This is a genomic window from Pseudanabaena sp. UWO310, from assembly GCF_006861605.1.
Classification (GTDB): domain Bacteria; phylum Cyanobacteriota; class Cyanobacteriia; order Pseudanabaenales; family Pseudanabaenaceae; genus Pseudanabaena.
Map to the genome: position 1 here is coordinate 12,383 of NZ_SELU01000030.1, position 13,835 is coordinate 26,217.

Annotated in this window: 11 protein-coding genes; 2 read left to right on the forward strand and 9 right to left on the reverse strand. The window is 44.2% G+C overall.

Going from position 1 to position 13,835, the window contains the following annotated elements; genetic code table 11:
- Positions 1-212: 212 nt before the first annotated feature.
- The 6 genes from PseudUWO310_RS11645 to PseudUWO310_RS11670 all read right to left on the reverse strand — a co-directional run bounded on the left by PseudUWO310_RS11645 (position 213) and on the right by PseudUWO310_RS11670 (position 5,931).
- The gene (locus PseudUWO310_RS11645; protein ID WP_142601381.1) at positions 213-668 is read right to left on the reverse strand and encodes an STAS domain-containing protein; all 456 of its coding nucleotides are present in this window, start codon (positions 666-668) and stop codon (positions 213-215) included.
- Positions 669-1,002: 334 nt separating this feature from the next.
- Positions 1,003-2,340, reverse strand: coding sequence for a 30S ribosomal protein S12 methylthiotransferase RimO (gene rimO / locus PseudUWO310_RS11650; protein ID WP_009629460.1), 1,338 nt, complete (start codon positions 2,338-2,340; stop codon positions 1,003-1,005).
- 79 nt (positions 2,341-2,419) lie between these two features.
- The gene (locus PseudUWO310_RS11655) at positions 2,420-3,910 is read right to left on the reverse strand and encodes a phospholipase D-like domain-containing protein (RefSeq protein ID WP_142601384.1); all 1,491 of its coding nucleotides are present in this window, start codon (positions 3,908-3,910) and stop codon (positions 2,420-2,422) included.
- A gap of 93 nt (positions 3,911-4,003) precedes the next feature.
- On the reverse strand, positions 4,004-4,192 hold the full coding sequence (locus PseudUWO310_RS11660; protein WP_040690096.1) for a hypothetical protein: 189 nt from the start codon (positions 4,190-4,192) through the stop codon (positions 4,004-4,006).
- Positions 4,193-4,585: 393 nt separating this feature from the next.
- Positions 4,586-4,939: a YkgJ family cysteine cluster protein gene (locus PseudUWO310_RS11665; protein WP_142601386.1), complete on the reverse strand. Its 354-nt coding sequence runs from the start codon at positions 4,937-4,939 to the stop codon at positions 4,586-4,588.
- A gap of 206 nt (positions 4,940-5,145) precedes the next feature.
- Positions 5,146-5,931: an ion transporter gene (locus PseudUWO310_RS11670; RefSeq protein WP_009627230.1), complete on the reverse strand. Its 786-nt coding sequence runs from the start codon at positions 5,929-5,931 to the stop codon at positions 5,146-5,148.
- A gap of 571 nt (positions 5,932-6,502) precedes the next feature.
- On the opposite strand from PseudUWO310_RS11670, the gene PseudUWO310_RS11675 reads away from it, so the two are divergent.
- Entirely contained in the window at positions 6,503-7,720 is a 1,218-nt protein-coding gene (locus PseudUWO310_RS11675) for a lipid-A-disaccharide synthase-related protein (RefSeq protein ID WP_142601388.1), read from the forward strand.
- A 168-nt stretch (positions 7,721-7,888) separates the two neighbouring features.
- Here the strand turns inward: PseudUWO310_RS11675 and PseudUWO310_RS11680 are convergent, their stop codons facing one another.
- Positions 7,889-9,076: a hypothetical protein gene (locus tag PseudUWO310_RS11680; protein ID WP_142601389.1), complete on the reverse strand. Its 1,188-nt coding sequence runs from the start codon at positions 9,074-9,076 to the stop codon at positions 7,889-7,891.
- A gap of 227 nt (positions 9,077-9,303) precedes the next feature.
- On the reverse strand, positions 9,304-11,964 hold the full coding sequence (locus PseudUWO310_RS11685; protein WP_190315994.1) for an O-antigen ligase family protein: 2,661 nt from the start codon (positions 11,962-11,964) through the stop codon (positions 9,304-9,306).
- A gap of 137 nt (positions 11,965-12,101) precedes the next feature.
- On the opposite strand from PseudUWO310_RS11685, the gene PseudUWO310_RS11690 reads away from it, so the two are divergent.
- Positions 12,102-13,391: a GAF domain-containing protein gene (locus tag PseudUWO310_RS11690; RefSeq protein ID WP_142601393.1), complete on the forward strand. Its 1,290-nt coding sequence runs from the start codon at positions 12,102-12,104 to the stop codon at positions 13,389-13,391.
- A 96-nt stretch (positions 13,392-13,487) separates the two neighbouring features.
- On the opposite strand, the gene PseudUWO310_RS11695 is transcribed toward PseudUWO310_RS11690, so the two are convergent.
- Positions 13,488-13,682, reverse strand: a complete 195-nt coding sequence (locus PseudUWO310_RS11695; protein WP_142601395.1) for a hypothetical protein — start codon at positions 13,680-13,682, stop codon at positions 13,488-13,490.
- Positions 13,683-13,835: the final 153 nt, after the last annotated feature.

Sequence of the window (13,835 nt, forward strand, 5' to 3'; positions counted from 1 at the left end):
TCTAGTACACTTGGCGACAGCTATAAGATTCAATTACAGCGATTTACGCTCAAATCCAAACCAAGGGAATTTTTGAAAGCGTTGCGAAGCAACGCTTTCAAAAATTCCCTTGGGGTTTGTTTGCTCGATAATTGCTGTAAGAAAAAACGCGGTGCTTAACACCGCGTTTTTATTGGATGACAATAGATTCAGTACTGAGGTTAAAATTGCTCTTAAGCAGCTACTAAGCAATCAGATACTAAACAATCAGATGCTAAGCAATCAGAATCTTGCCGTTGTTGGTTAGATTGGTTCATAAATGTTTCAATACTAGGCAAAACAGCAAACAACTGATCAACTCTGGTAATTTCCAATACAATTCTTACCGACGGCTGGAGAGAACAAAGCAGTAAATTACTCTTTTGTGAGTGCATTAATCTGAGAGATGCTAACAGTTTTTGCAGACCTTGACTATCGATAAATTCTACATTCTCCATATCGACAATCAGGACTGGAACTTTTTTATTATTCATCATCACATTGGCGGAAATCCATGACTCAACTTTGCCAAACAGTTCAGAGCCTGCAAGATGATCGAATTTACTATTTGTCAATTTGATAGTAAAAGCAGATTCGCTATTTGAGCCTTGATGAAAAGATAGCTGATTAACTTTAGTAATTGTATCCATTGTTCTACCTTTTAATTGCTTCGAGAGAGTAATACTCTTGTTTCCGATCGTGTCATCTACTAAAGCAATAAATGTGGATTGATTGACAACACAAACTACTTTCTTGCTTCATGTGCTCAATTATTCCCTTTTTTGCAACTTATGAAATCATTAATAGATATACAAAGGTTAGTAAAAAGAAGTGATAAAGTTATATAAAAGTTATTTTTATCATCTTGCTATAAATTTGGTAAAAACTATGTAGTGGCATATACCAAAAAGCATAAGTAATCATTATGGGCAATGGATCACCGTAGAAAATACCATTGCATTTTCTACGGTGAATTCCAAGGGCTTAGACGATTTCCCCAAAGAGGTCGTAGTGATCGGCAGCGGTAATTTTAACCGAAAACATCGTCCCAAGGGTTGCTTTACCCTGCGGATCGCGTACATAGACAACTCCATCGACATCGGGAGCAAATCTTGCCGATCGCCCAATTAGTTCGCCTGTATTGGGATTTTCCTGCTCGATCAGTACCTCCACGGTTTTACCAATTTCCAGTTGATTTTTTCGGAAGGAAATTTCCTGCTGGGCAACCATAATGCGATCGCGCCGCTCTTGCTTGACTTCTTCGGCAATCTGGTTTGGCAGATCAAAAGCAGGAGTGCCCTCTTCGGCAGAAAAAGTAAATACACCGACATGATCAAACTCATGACGCTTGACAAATTCGAGTAAATGCTCGAACTGCTCTTCTGTTTCCCCAGGAAATCCCACAATAAAAGTGGTACGGGCAATGGCATCAGGCAGTGATGCTTTGATTTGTTCCATGATTTTGTCATTAACTCGCCCTTGCCAAGGACGGTTCATCGCCCGCAGCACATCAGGATGGGAATGTTGCAAAGGCAGATCGAGGTAAGGAACCACATTAGGGGTAGACTTCATGGCGTTGATTACCTTGGGTGTCAAGCCCGTAGGATAGGCATAATGCATCCGAATCCAAGGTACATCCACTTGACCGAGGGCAGTTAAGAGTTCGGCAAGGCGAGGTTGACCGTAAATATCCAGTCCGTAGTTAGTCGTGATCTGGGAAATGAGAATGATTTCTTTTACGCCTTCGGAAGCTAGGCGATCGCATTCAGCGACAATCGACTCAATCGATCGCGATCGCTGATCGCCTCGCAGATGGGGAATGATACAAAAAGCACAGCGATAGTCACAGCCCTCGGCAACGCGAACGTAGGCGACAGCCTCGTTGGTAGTGCGATAGCGCGGCACGGTGTCATCGGCAATATAGGTAGGAATTTGGGTAATTTCTTTGACCCGTTCGCCTTTTTCCGCCCTCTCGATGACATCGACAATTTTTTGATAGTCACCAGTACCAACGAGAGCCACCGCTTCGGGAATCTCATCCAGCAACTCCTGTTGGAAATGTTGCGCCATGCAACCAGCGATCACAATGCGTTTGCCCATTTCGGCAAGTTCAACCAATGTCCGCACCGATTCGCGCCGAGCATCTTCGATAAAACTACAGGTATTGACGATCACATAATCTGCCAATTCCTCATTGCTATCGACTTGATAACCTGCTTGCACTAGCAAGCCCAGCATATGTTCCGTATCGACGCGGTTCTTTTCACAACCCAAGTGAGAAAATGCGATCGTGGGTTTGACGGGTTGAACCAGATTGACCATATTTGTTAATGACGCGATTTACGATCGAGCATGAAATTTCCGACATACTAGCTTAACAAATCTTTAGGCAATGCGATCGCTATGATTGAATTTCTGATTCTTCAGGAATAGGCTTTGGTTTTGGTTTCAGTCTCTCCGCACAGCTTTTAGAGGTAGCCTGTAATAGTTTTGCCGTTGGTCCCAAGGTAACATCTTGATAAAGGCGATCGTATTCCCGCTGATAATGGGTGGCAACGATATCGCTTTGAATGGCAACTAACACTTCGTCATTGGTGTGATTTGCCGCATGAGTCCAATTGTGGGAACCCGTCAAAACTAGATTGCGATCCAGAATGGCGAACTTGTGATGTAGGGTATCGCCCGCGACTAGATTTGGAATCCCCACAGTTTTTAGGGGCTGCTTCCATGAACTGTTTTTCCCTGTTTTGCAATCTTGAGTAGACTGTAAACCCCACATGTCAAGGGTAGAAGAATAATCGCGGTAGGCAAATTGGGGCTCCACTAAAGTCCGAATCTGCACATTTTGTTGTTGTCGCTCTTCGAGGATTGCCGAAACAAATTCATCAGAATAGACAAATAGAGCCATATCAACCGTTTTCTGCGTTCCTGAGACCGCCGTAGCAATCAATCCATTACTTGTCTGTTCGCGGGGTGTATCTTCTGGATCTGGCGAAAACTTCAGACGAATCTGCGCTCCATCAACGATCAGATATTCAATTTTACGCGAGGGTTTTTTAATACCAAAGAGGCTGTCAGGTTTGCCTCCTGGTCCATCACCCCACATAGTATTAAATTCCTGTTTAAACTTAGCGGCAAATTCCTTGTTCTCAATACGTAGGAGATTATTGGCATTGCCTCTCGTTTCGGGTTTTGTAAAATCACCGTGGATATCGCTCATCGTGTAATTTGCCGAACCAAATAAAACGACTCGATCATCAATCACCATAAACTTATGGTGCATTAGTCCACTTCCCTTAGAGCCATCCGCCGTGTCATCGAGCCAAGGAACATTAGTTGTCTTGATTAACCTCAAGCCATCACGGCGATCCAATTCCTCTTCACTTAAACGACCGTCGTTATTGATATCGGCAAACTTTTGAAATTCTTTATAGCGATCGCGATCGCGAGGATTCATTTTCTCGATCTGATCGGCAGTAAATTCGCTCCAAGCCTTACTATAGTTACTCTCTAAAATTAAACGGACATTTACACCGCGCAATTTGGCATCCACAATCGCCTTAGCTATATTCGGTAAGCGTAATTCTTGAACGGCAATATCGATCGTTGTTTTCGCTTTGGTAACGTTATCAATTAATACTCTTTCCAGATTGTCGCCAAGTCGTTCGATATTGCGGTAGGGATCGGTGTATCGATTAGCTTGATTGTAATTAAAAAATGCTTGAATGTTCGGATGTTGGGGTAAGGCAGGGACTATACCTGACTGGATCTGACAGGATTTAATGGCGATCGCCACTAGGAGCGTTATCCCGCAGAGAAAAACCCAATAAGCGATTTGACGAGGCAGCAGTCGGAATTGATGATATAGCCGAGAATAGGCTAGATAACCCATACAGGCAAGACTTCAAATTTTGCAATTCTAGTCTACAGCCTTAGCAATGAAATCCTATGGTCAATTTAGCGATTTGCATTAAATAGCCATCACCTAGCTAACCTGACGGACTTTGCCCTGATCGACGGCTTGCATGAGATATTCCAAAGCTTCATAGTCGGGATCGGTAATGTATCCTTGTTCGGAAAGCTCGTGGTTAATCATATTTTCCATCTCAGGGGTGAGTCTTTTAATGAGGAGAGCACGATTCACTAGGTTTCTAATTACACTCTTGTTATTCATCATCTTTGATCCTTGGACGTATATTTCAGTAGCGATTAGAGTTAGAAAAGTAGATCTTGCAAGGGATATCGCACCGCGCTTTGACTGATGCCTCATCACTTTTTTAGGACTACTTCTATAGGAATAAGTTTCCTCTGAAATCAAGGATCTGGATGTGACTTGTATCCGTGGTTACAGGTGATTGACATCGAAATTTTAAGCAGGCTAAATCTCTAAGATCCTGTGATCTCTATCACAGTTATCCACCCCTTGACTTAGGACAAATCAAACCCCAAGAATTGACTGGCGGCGCTTCGCGCCGCCAGTCAATTCTTGGGGTATTCCCCAAAAACCGTCAAGTTGCGCCCCTTAGGGGCGCAACTTGACGGTTTTGGGGAATTTTTGCACAAGTACTTAATCACCATTAACGGTCTGATTGAAGCGCAATAACTCTAAGGAGCGATCGCCATAGATCGACGCGATAGTTTCTTGACAGCAGGAGATCGCAAACTCATCAAGGTCTTTTGGTTCTACACCAAACATATCGTAAAAGGTATCGGTTGCGACTCGGCAGAATCTCGGTCTTTGGTCGTAAATCTTGCATTGGCGCTGGATATGGTCAAAATTAATACACCACCCATCCTGCCCCACCATGCTCAAGTACTGCTGTAGCTCAACTGGGGTTAGGTAATCTGCGAGATCGGGGCGATCGCTAGGAGTGAGGTTACAGCAAGCACCACAGCCGCTAATACATTGCCAAGTTGACATTATTTCTAGTTTTTACTCTATACAGTTTATTTATATCAATTCACGAAAGTGTGACAACACTTTTGTGAATTAAAAACCAAACCTAGTAAGGGTTTGAAAAACTAAAAATGGCTACGCCATTTTTAGTTTTGGTATTACCCACTTTATAGCAACGTAAGGTTTGCTAGTGAGAAGGATGGCGCTCTGCGCCATCCTTCTCACTAGCACTAAATCTTAGTTCCACATGCCTTACAAAATTGGGCATCATGGTCATGCAGGGATAGACCGCAGCGAGTGCAAACAATCTCTTTGAGCAGATCGTTAGGGCGATCGCCTTGATTAGCCGTTTTAACTAAACGCTTAAATAATTCGCCTAGCTGCACGGGAATGAGGGCGATGCCCGTGAGTACCATTAACACCGTCGTCAGTTTCCCCGCCTCCGAATGGGGCATGATATCGCCATAGCCCACAGTAGTCATTGTAAAAATTGAAAAGTAGAACGCATCGAGAAAGTTGTGAAACTGGGGATTATTCGGATGCTCGATTTGATAAACTAAGCCCGAAAAGACAAACACGATCGCGAATAACGTAAAGATCACCCGCAAGAGAATCGCAATATCTTCATTCTTATTAGGAAACAGCGATCGCGACTCTACGAGGCGAATCAATCGTAAAATCCGAAACCAGCGCAGGAGACGGAGAAAAGCCACATCAATCGCCCCCAAAAAGAAGGGCAAAATCGCCACCAGATCGATGATCGCATAAAGGCTAAATAGATGCTTGAGTTTCTCCTCCGCGCACCAAAGCCGCAAAAAATATTCCAGTACAAACAGCCCTAAAATGATGTCGTCTAGCAGGTTGAGGCGGGTACGGGTAATCTCGCTAATTTCAAAGGTTTGGGCAACAAAACTAGTAGCAGAAGCAAGGACAAGAATCGCGATCGCTATATTAATTGACTTACCAATTGGTGTCGCAAGGTCATCGAGATAAAAGCTAATTTTCTGTCTTAACATAACGACCTAAGTAAGTGGGCTTAACTAAATATAAAACCCTAAAACCTACGGCGCACGCTGCGCGTGCGCCGCAGGTTTTACACCAAGTTAAGAAATGGCTACGCCATTTCTTAACTTGGTGTAAAACCCTTACTAGGTTTAGTTTTTAATTGTGAATTGGGATAAGGGTTTTCAAAGCTGAAAATGGCTACGCCATTTTCAGCTTTGGTATAAATCCATTCTCTAATTAAAAACCAAACTCAAAATCTGTGGCGCAGGCGCAGTTTGTGCCATATAGCTGTCGCCAATTGTACTAGGACATAAACCCCAAGAATTGACTGGCGGCGCGAAGCGCCGCCAGTCAATTCTTGAGGTTTGATTTGTCCTGAGCCAAGTGACTGTAGTTATAGATTTTGGATTTTAAGTAATTCAGCATAACGAGAAGAGCGTACTGCCCGCGTAGCGAGCGGTACGCTCTTCTGGGCTTTAAGTTTACCTATGCTTAGCTACTTAAAATCGGGATAAGCATAATGTCGCAGTCTCTACTAAAGTTACATTAGCCCTCTTGTAGATTAGATTTTTTTGGTAAAAAGTGGAAATTTTATGTATCAGTAACGGACATGGTGAAGATATCATCGCCGCACGTATCTGCATTGAACTAGAAAAATTAGGATTCTCAGCGATCGCCTTACCCCTTGTTGGTGTAGGACATGCCTATGTTAAGGCAAATATACCAATAGTCGAGCAGTTTACTCAGGCGATGCCATCAGGGGGCTTTGTCAGGATGGATAGCCGTCAACTAGCCCGTGATGTCAAAAGTGGCTTAGTCGGGCTGACCCGCAAACAATTGGGCTATGTGTGGAACTGGTCGCGCGATCGGCGAAGGGGAAAAAGACTGATTTTGGCTGTAGGGGACATTGTGCCACTGCTGTTTGCTTGGCTACCCTCTAAGTTTGGCGGGTGCGATTTTACCTTTGTTGCCACGGCAAAGTCAGAGTATTATTGGCGCGATCGCAAAAGTGGATTACCCCACGTTAAAAAGCCCTTTGGTGGCTCTATCTTCTTTCCTTGGGAACGCGCTTTAATGAATAGCGATCGCTGTAAAGCGATCTTCGTCCGCGATCGGTTAACTGCGGAAATTTTAAACCGCTATTTTAAGCTGTCTGCCGTTTATTTAGGCAACTCCATGATGGATGGATTGGAGCCTCAGGGCCTAGATTTTGGTATTGGGGAAAATGATTGGGCGGTGGCAATTTTACCTGGATCGCGATCGCCTGAAGCCTACGAAAATTGGATGACCTTAATGCTTTGTGCCCAAGTAGTTTCCCGCACAATTCCCCATAACGTGCATTTTCTAGTAGCGATCGCTCCTGATTTAGATCTCGAAATTATCGGACAGAGCATTATCCAAAAAGGGTGGCTGCGGATTGATGAAACCACCTTTAAGGTGCAAAACGCTCGGCTAATTCTTCTGCAAAATGGATTTGGCGATTGTCTCCACCAATGTCATTTAGGTTTAGCCATGGCTGGAACCGCTACCGAACAAATGGTGGGTTTAGGGAAACCTGTAATTACGATCGCTGGTAATGGTCCCCAATTTACGCGCAAATTTGCCGAAGAACAGGCTGATTTATTGGGTTGTTCGATTAATTTGATTGACAAGCCCGCTCAGGTTGCCGATGTGCTTAATGAGATCTTGCAAGATCCCGATTACTTTCAAGAAGTAAGTCGCAATGGGGAAGAACGGATGGGAAAAGCGGGAGCATCGGCAAACATCGCTAAATATATCGCTGAAAAAATCATCCTTTAAAGGTTTTGAGATTCCCAAAATGGCAACGCCATTTTGGGAATCTCAAAACCTTACTGGGTTTGGTGTTTAATTCACGAAACCAGAATCGGTGGCGCGGCTCCGCCGCGCCACCGATTCTGGCAAATCTGGATTGGTATCTTATTCTCTCGCAAGTCCCTAATTGGAAGGTTACCGCAAGATAATGATGCCTAAACTTAAGCTAGTCAAGTTGGTGAGTAGACTGATTAGACTGGCTTGAGCAAAGGATAGCTGTCTTTGACTGAGCGACGATATAACCCAAGCCTCATAGACGATCGCAAAGACTTCAGAAGCAGGCATGGCAAAACGATAGGGAATTCCTTGGGCAAATAAATCCCATCTTCCATAACCACACAAAATCGAAATGAAGCCCCCAAGGATATTTCCGCCGATGAATATAGTTAAGGCAGAAAAAACTAATTTGGAGGAGGAGGCTGGGGGATCTACCTGCATAGTCAAACCAAAGAGCAAGGCGATCGCCAAGGAGCTAATCCCAAAATAGCGCGTCATAGCGCTTTGAAATGGCTCCAGCGAAGGAAAGAAAGACCAGACCACAGGATAGCTAAAGAGATTAACCATCACGATCGCAAGCAGGATTTTCCACAAAAGAGGGAACGATGTCTTTCGCCACCACATATAAATGGCTGCGATCAGCAACTCCGAAAGGATTGTCAATAACCAACCGCGCCAAAAGATCCGATCTTTATATTCTTGAAAGGGAGAATAACTGCCAAAGGAATAGGAATCTTTGTCGGCATTCTGCACAATCCGCATGGCATCATCAGTTACTTCCACTTGCCACGATCCGTTACTGGGGAAAGACAAATTTTCATTCTTATAACGAACGGATGTATTTTTGGGAATGGGCGGACTCATACGCACGCGATCACTGAATTGCCCGATCATGCGGAACAATGGTTTCGGTGGCTCTTTTGATGGAGGTTCGTTAATGGGAAAGGAATTTAAAATGTCATCAACTAGGAGACAGCGATCGTCAAAACAATCTAATCGCTCTCCTCTCGACGATGCCTGCGCCACATTAGTTAGACAACCCGTATCGCGACATTCGCCATATTGAACCACCAGAACTGGGCGATCGCATTTAGCATCGCTACACTCAACAATCTGTAGCCCTTGCAAAGTTTTATGTCCCGAGGTCTGAGTCAGCGTAAACCAGTTCATTTGCGGTAGCGGCGGCGCATTAGCCCTGACGGGATTGACAAAACAGCTAATGGCAAGGAACAAACTCATCAATGCGATCGCCAAGATATGCATTGATTTTCTCGGTTTCCAGATCTTCCATGCCATCAATACATATCCGTCTTTTGTTAACCACATCACTTCACATAAGTAGTTAGACGCAATTAAATATAAAACCCCAAAACCTGTAGCGCATTCTGCGCGTGCGCTACAGGTTTTGATTTTGGATTTTAATTATGTCTAGGTACTTAATAATACCAATTCATGAAAGTGTTGTCACACTTTCGTGAATTGGTATTAAAGAATAAAGTGAGAGTCTGTAATACCCGCGAAACAAGTATTACAGACTCTCACTTTATTGATTTTTATGAGAACAAATCTTTGAAAAAGAGACTTATTTCAGCACGATCCCGCACTTCAAAGAAATCAAGGGGGACAACCCCATCTAAATGACGGCTAACGACATTAAATCCTAGCCTAGCCCGCCGATAGTTCAGCACTAAGGGACTATTAGCGGGTAAAGGCGATCGCAACCAAGCATCAAAATTAGGGGATTGATTCATGCGATCGCTCATGGCTTTAACCGTAAAGACTGATCGCTCATCGGGCAAACTACTGGTCGCAAATACATAGGCTCGTTCTAGTAATTTGTCCCGTAAATTTGGATTTAACCAAGCGGAAATCACCATTTCTAGGGGTGTTTGCGGGTTTTGCTTGACCGCTTGCAAAGCATTGGTATCATTGGCGATCGCATTGGCTAACAGGATTGCCGTTGAATTCCCCGTTTGTTTGAGTTCGTCAACAGCATTGGGATTGCCATTCCACCATCTTAAGGCAGCTAGATTTACGGCTTTGCTGGGACTATTCCGATAAGCATTTTCCAGATTGGCAACTACTTGGGGGTAAAGGGATTGAAAGGCGGGATCTGACCAGATTGGACTGGTAATAAAGCTAGGATCGTTCAGAACTTCGGCAACCATCGCGGCGATCGCCTCAGGATTTTTGCCCTGTCGCAACAGACTAATTCCCAACCCAAAGGAAAGCGATCGCTTAGTGGGAACGAGTTCGAGTCCGCGCCGAAAATAGGACTCTGCGGCTTGTACGGCACTTAATGGATCGGTGGGTGATGCATCGCGGAGACTGAGCCATGCGGCGGCATTATATCCCGCTTCATTATTGGGGTTAATGGCGATCGCGGCTTTAATCCATGCCAAGCCATCCTTTTGCCATGTAGAAGACTGGGGCAGGTTGGGATAACTGATGGCGAGATCCGCCAAATTCCAACCGAGCTGATAGGGATAGTAAGGCTCCCAAGGTGCGAGCTGCTGGGCAAGTTTGAGCCGATCTTGGAACTTATCGATCGCTGCGATCGCTTCCGTTACGGTTTCCTGTTTCGCGATGGCTAAGTCATTTCTTGCCCTTGCTAGGTAGATAAAACCCACGCTAGAAGCTTGCCATGCCGTATTGACGGGAACTAGCCAAGCGATCGCGATTACCAAATAGACTGTGGCAAGGATGGACAACCATAAACGAGGTTGCTTTTGATGACCGAGGCTAATTAATTGCCCGCTATGCACTTGACCAAGATAGGCGAGACTGGCAAAGACGATCACCAAACTGCCGCTAATCGCAGGCACATCAAGCTGATAGTCGGTAATCGCCAGCATTCCATAGCCGATTAAGCTAGCAAACAACCCATAGGCGATCGCCTGTTCTTGAGGATTGGCATTCCAAGTAGGAGATTTGTGTAATTTCACAAATAAACTAGCGATCGCGACCCCAAGCAAAACCACGACAATCACAGCGCCGATGCCTAGTTCCGCCCACAGATGCACGGGCGTGCTATGGAGTTGAAATAACAGCTCGGCTTCTCTGCCAGCCCATGACGGACGATATTGTTGATAAAACAGGATCGCCGAACCCGCCCCCGCCCCAAATAACCAATGGTCTAAGCCGATCCGCCAACCCGTATCCGCCGCGATCGCTCTAAAAAATAATTCTCCCGAACCTTGGGCGGGATTGGCAAAACTCGAAACTAATCCTGAAATTAAAGATCGCAACCGATTGTTGGTAGCAATCAACAGTGCGAAGATGGCGATCGCTCCGCCACCACCCCCGATCGCTAGCCAGCGATTGCCCCGACTCTTAAATAAAGCCACCAAGATGCCATAGAGAACGATCGCCCCCAGCCCCAAAAAGCCCCCCCGCGAACTGGTGGTATATAAATCGACTAGACCCAAACCGATCCCTACCAACCAAAGCGATCGCCATAGTCCCCTTTGGGCGATCGCCAAGCTTGCCAAAATTGGCAAAACCAACATCAAAAAACCCGCCACATAATTTTGATGCCCCATCGGAGCCCAATTACGCGACTGCAAATCCGAAAAATCGTAACTGAGATTTAGTCCCCATTGATTGAGCTTGGCAAAATTAGCCAACTGGGGCAACCAAGTTTGCGTAGTCCAAAAAACTAAACTTTCAATAATTACCGCAATCCCCAATAAGCCCAGAAATCGTAAAATCGGCAAAAGTCGGGAATCCTTGCTTGCTGTTTTTGGGGAAAATACTTCATGGGATTGGGAAGATACCCCATGCAAAAAATTATTAGTCACGTACAGCGCGATAAAATAGCCAAATGCCGTCAAGCTATACCACATCCCCTGATTGGGAAACTGAGCAAACATCGTCGATAAGCACAATGCGATCGTACTAGCACCAATCCCCCAGTCAAAGCCGCTACCCAATAGATAAAAAGGTTTCTGTTGCCGCCATAAATTTAGCAACCCTGCGATCGCAAAACATAGCAAACCTACTTGCCATAGCATCACCCAAGGAAAGGCAACCATCTGGGTACTACTATCGGGCAATAGCGTAAATAAAATATAAGCAGCAATGCCTAACTGGACGATTAATCGACCTGTACTCATAAAATTTGGGAAATCCAATTTAGCAAAATAATCAGTGACTTGCTCAGCGACTTGTTCAGTGACTTGTTTAGTAATTTGCTTAGTGACTTGCTCAGCCAATAAGGTAGGCTCCAATTATCTCAGTATTTTCGGCAAGGAAACCAGATTTAGAGTTTTTCAAGCCTATACCCCAGAAAACCTTAAAAAGAGATCCTTAAAAAGAGATATTATGGCGATCGCATATATTTTCGTAAATTATGGATGGGGTTTCATCTTCCTTTGACCGTAGCAAAACACTCGAATATGAATCAATTGCGGCAGAAATGTTTGCTAGTCGCAGCCCTGAAGAGTTATTAAAAATTTTTTTAACTAATTTAGGAGAACAATTAGGTATCAGTCGTGTTGCCATCTATCAATTAACCAATCAAGATGAAGGGCTTGTATTAGTAGAAGCCATTGCCCCCAATATCCCAACTATTAAAAACCAGCCCTATCCTGTTACTTATTTTGGCGTAAGATCTCTTGCCGATTACCCCCAAGATCGCGCGGTGCGGTTGCCAAATGTCGCTCAGACCCAAGCAGTTTTGAGCGTACATCAACTTTGGCAAAGGACAAAGGTAAAGGCGATGATGTCCGCCCCAATTTTATTTGATGCATTGGCAGGAGACAAAAAGATTTGGGGCTTAACGTTTGTCCAACAATGCGATCGCCCAAGGTGCTGGCAACCCCAAGAGGCAAATTTTTTGTATGAGTTGTCACAAGTCTTAGGGCAATGTTTGCAGTTTTGGGAATTGAGTCTGCGCTCCAATCCATATTCACCAGCTTTGCTGACCAATATTAATCACTACAACGACAGCTATAACGATGGCAATAATGATGGCAATAATGACGGTAATAGCAAATACGATGCCAACCAATATACTTACAATAATTACGGCAACTACGATCGCCAAGAGGATGACGATCAAGAAGAATTTATTGCTAGAAGAGTAGAACTATCTCAAGATTTAGAGGTTCCCCCAGCCCCCATTGACCTCTCTACGGACATCATTGCCATGTCCAACAACTTTACGTTATCCGATGATGAAGAGAATGAGATCTTAGAGAGACTGTGCGTTAATGAGAAAGAATCCTCTATTTATCATGCTGTGAATCACGCGATGCAGCAACTTGATCGATCGCTACCCCCTAGTTCTGGACTATACTCTCCCCTTTTTGATACCTTAGCCTTAGATACAGAACAAAATATGTCCGCCATTGACCTAGAATCAATCACCCTTGAGGATGTCTTAGAAAGTTTTAATCAAGAATCAGATAATGATCCATTCCAAGCCAAAGTTGATTATCTGCAAAAAAGGGTTGGGGAATTGATTGAAAGTATGCAGCAAAAACTAGAAGAAATTGAATCGCTTCAATGTCAAGTTAAAAATTTAACCGCATCTCAACAGGAATTTCGACGAATATTACTAGATTTGCAATCTGAAAATCTAACCCAAAACATCAAAGATACAATTATCGCCATGTATCAGTCTTTTTTAACTAAGTAGCTAGGCATAATTAAAAAACAAAACCAGAGAGTTTACCGCCCGCTACGCGGGCGGTACGCTCTTCTAGGTTTTAAGTTTACTTATGCCTAGCTACTTTTAGCTTCGGGTTACAACTGCCTCAACATGGGCAACTTGAGTCGTTACGCCTGCTTCATCCCCCTTGTTTTCGACAGCAGCGATCGCCCAACGCAATGGTTCACCCTGTTTGGCTAGCTCCTGCTCGATGGTTTGGGCGATCGCTTCTTGATTTTCATTTATCTCAATTTCCGCAGTGATAAAATGGGTAGTCATAGGATTAGATTTACTAATTTAATTAACAGAAATTGTATAGCGTTTCCCCATCTAGTGAAGTAACGAGTTATTTACCCGCCAAAGGCGGGTAAATAACTCTAGATCGCTCGCTTGCTTGCAAAGCGATATATAAGTAAGTAGCTAAGGAGAGCG

Excerpts from the sequence above, each read along its gene's own strand:
- PseudUWO310_RS11645 (WP_142601381.1), bottom strand. The coding sequence starts at position 668 with ATGGATACAATTACTAAAGTTAATCAGCTATCTTTTCATCAAGGCTCA.
- rimO (WP_009629460.1), bottom strand. The coding sequence starts at position 2,340 with ATGGTCAATCTGGTTCAACCCGTCAAACCCACGATCGCATTTTCTCAC.
- PseudUWO310_RS11655 (WP_142601384.1), bottom strand. The coding sequence starts at position 3,910 with ATGGGTTATCTAGCCTATTCTCGGCTATATCATCAATTCCGACTGCTG.
- PseudUWO310_RS11660 (WP_040690096.1), bottom strand. The coding sequence starts at position 4,192 with ATGAATAACAAGAGTGTAATTAGAAACCTAGTGAATCGTGCTCTCCTC.
- PseudUWO310_RS11665 (WP_142601386.1), bottom strand. The coding sequence starts at position 4,939 with ATGTCAACTTGGCAATGTATTAGCGGCTGTGGTGCTTGCTGTAACCTC.
- PseudUWO310_RS11670 (WP_009627230.1), bottom strand. The coding sequence starts at position 5,931 with ATGTTAAGACAGAAAATTAGCTTTTATCTCGATGACCTTGCGACACCA.
- PseudUWO310_RS11680 (WP_142601389.1), bottom strand. The coding sequence starts at position 9,076 with ATGTGGTTAACAAAAGACGGATATGTATTGATGGCATGGAAGATCTGG.
- PseudUWO310_RS11690 (WP_142601393.1), top strand. The coding sequence starts at position 12,102 with ATGGATGGGGTTTCATCTTCCTTTGACCGTAGCAAAACACTCGAATAT.
- PseudUWO310_RS11695 (WP_142601395.1), bottom strand. The coding sequence starts at position 13,682 with ATGACTACCCATTTTATCACTGCGGAAATTGAGATAAATGAAAATCAA.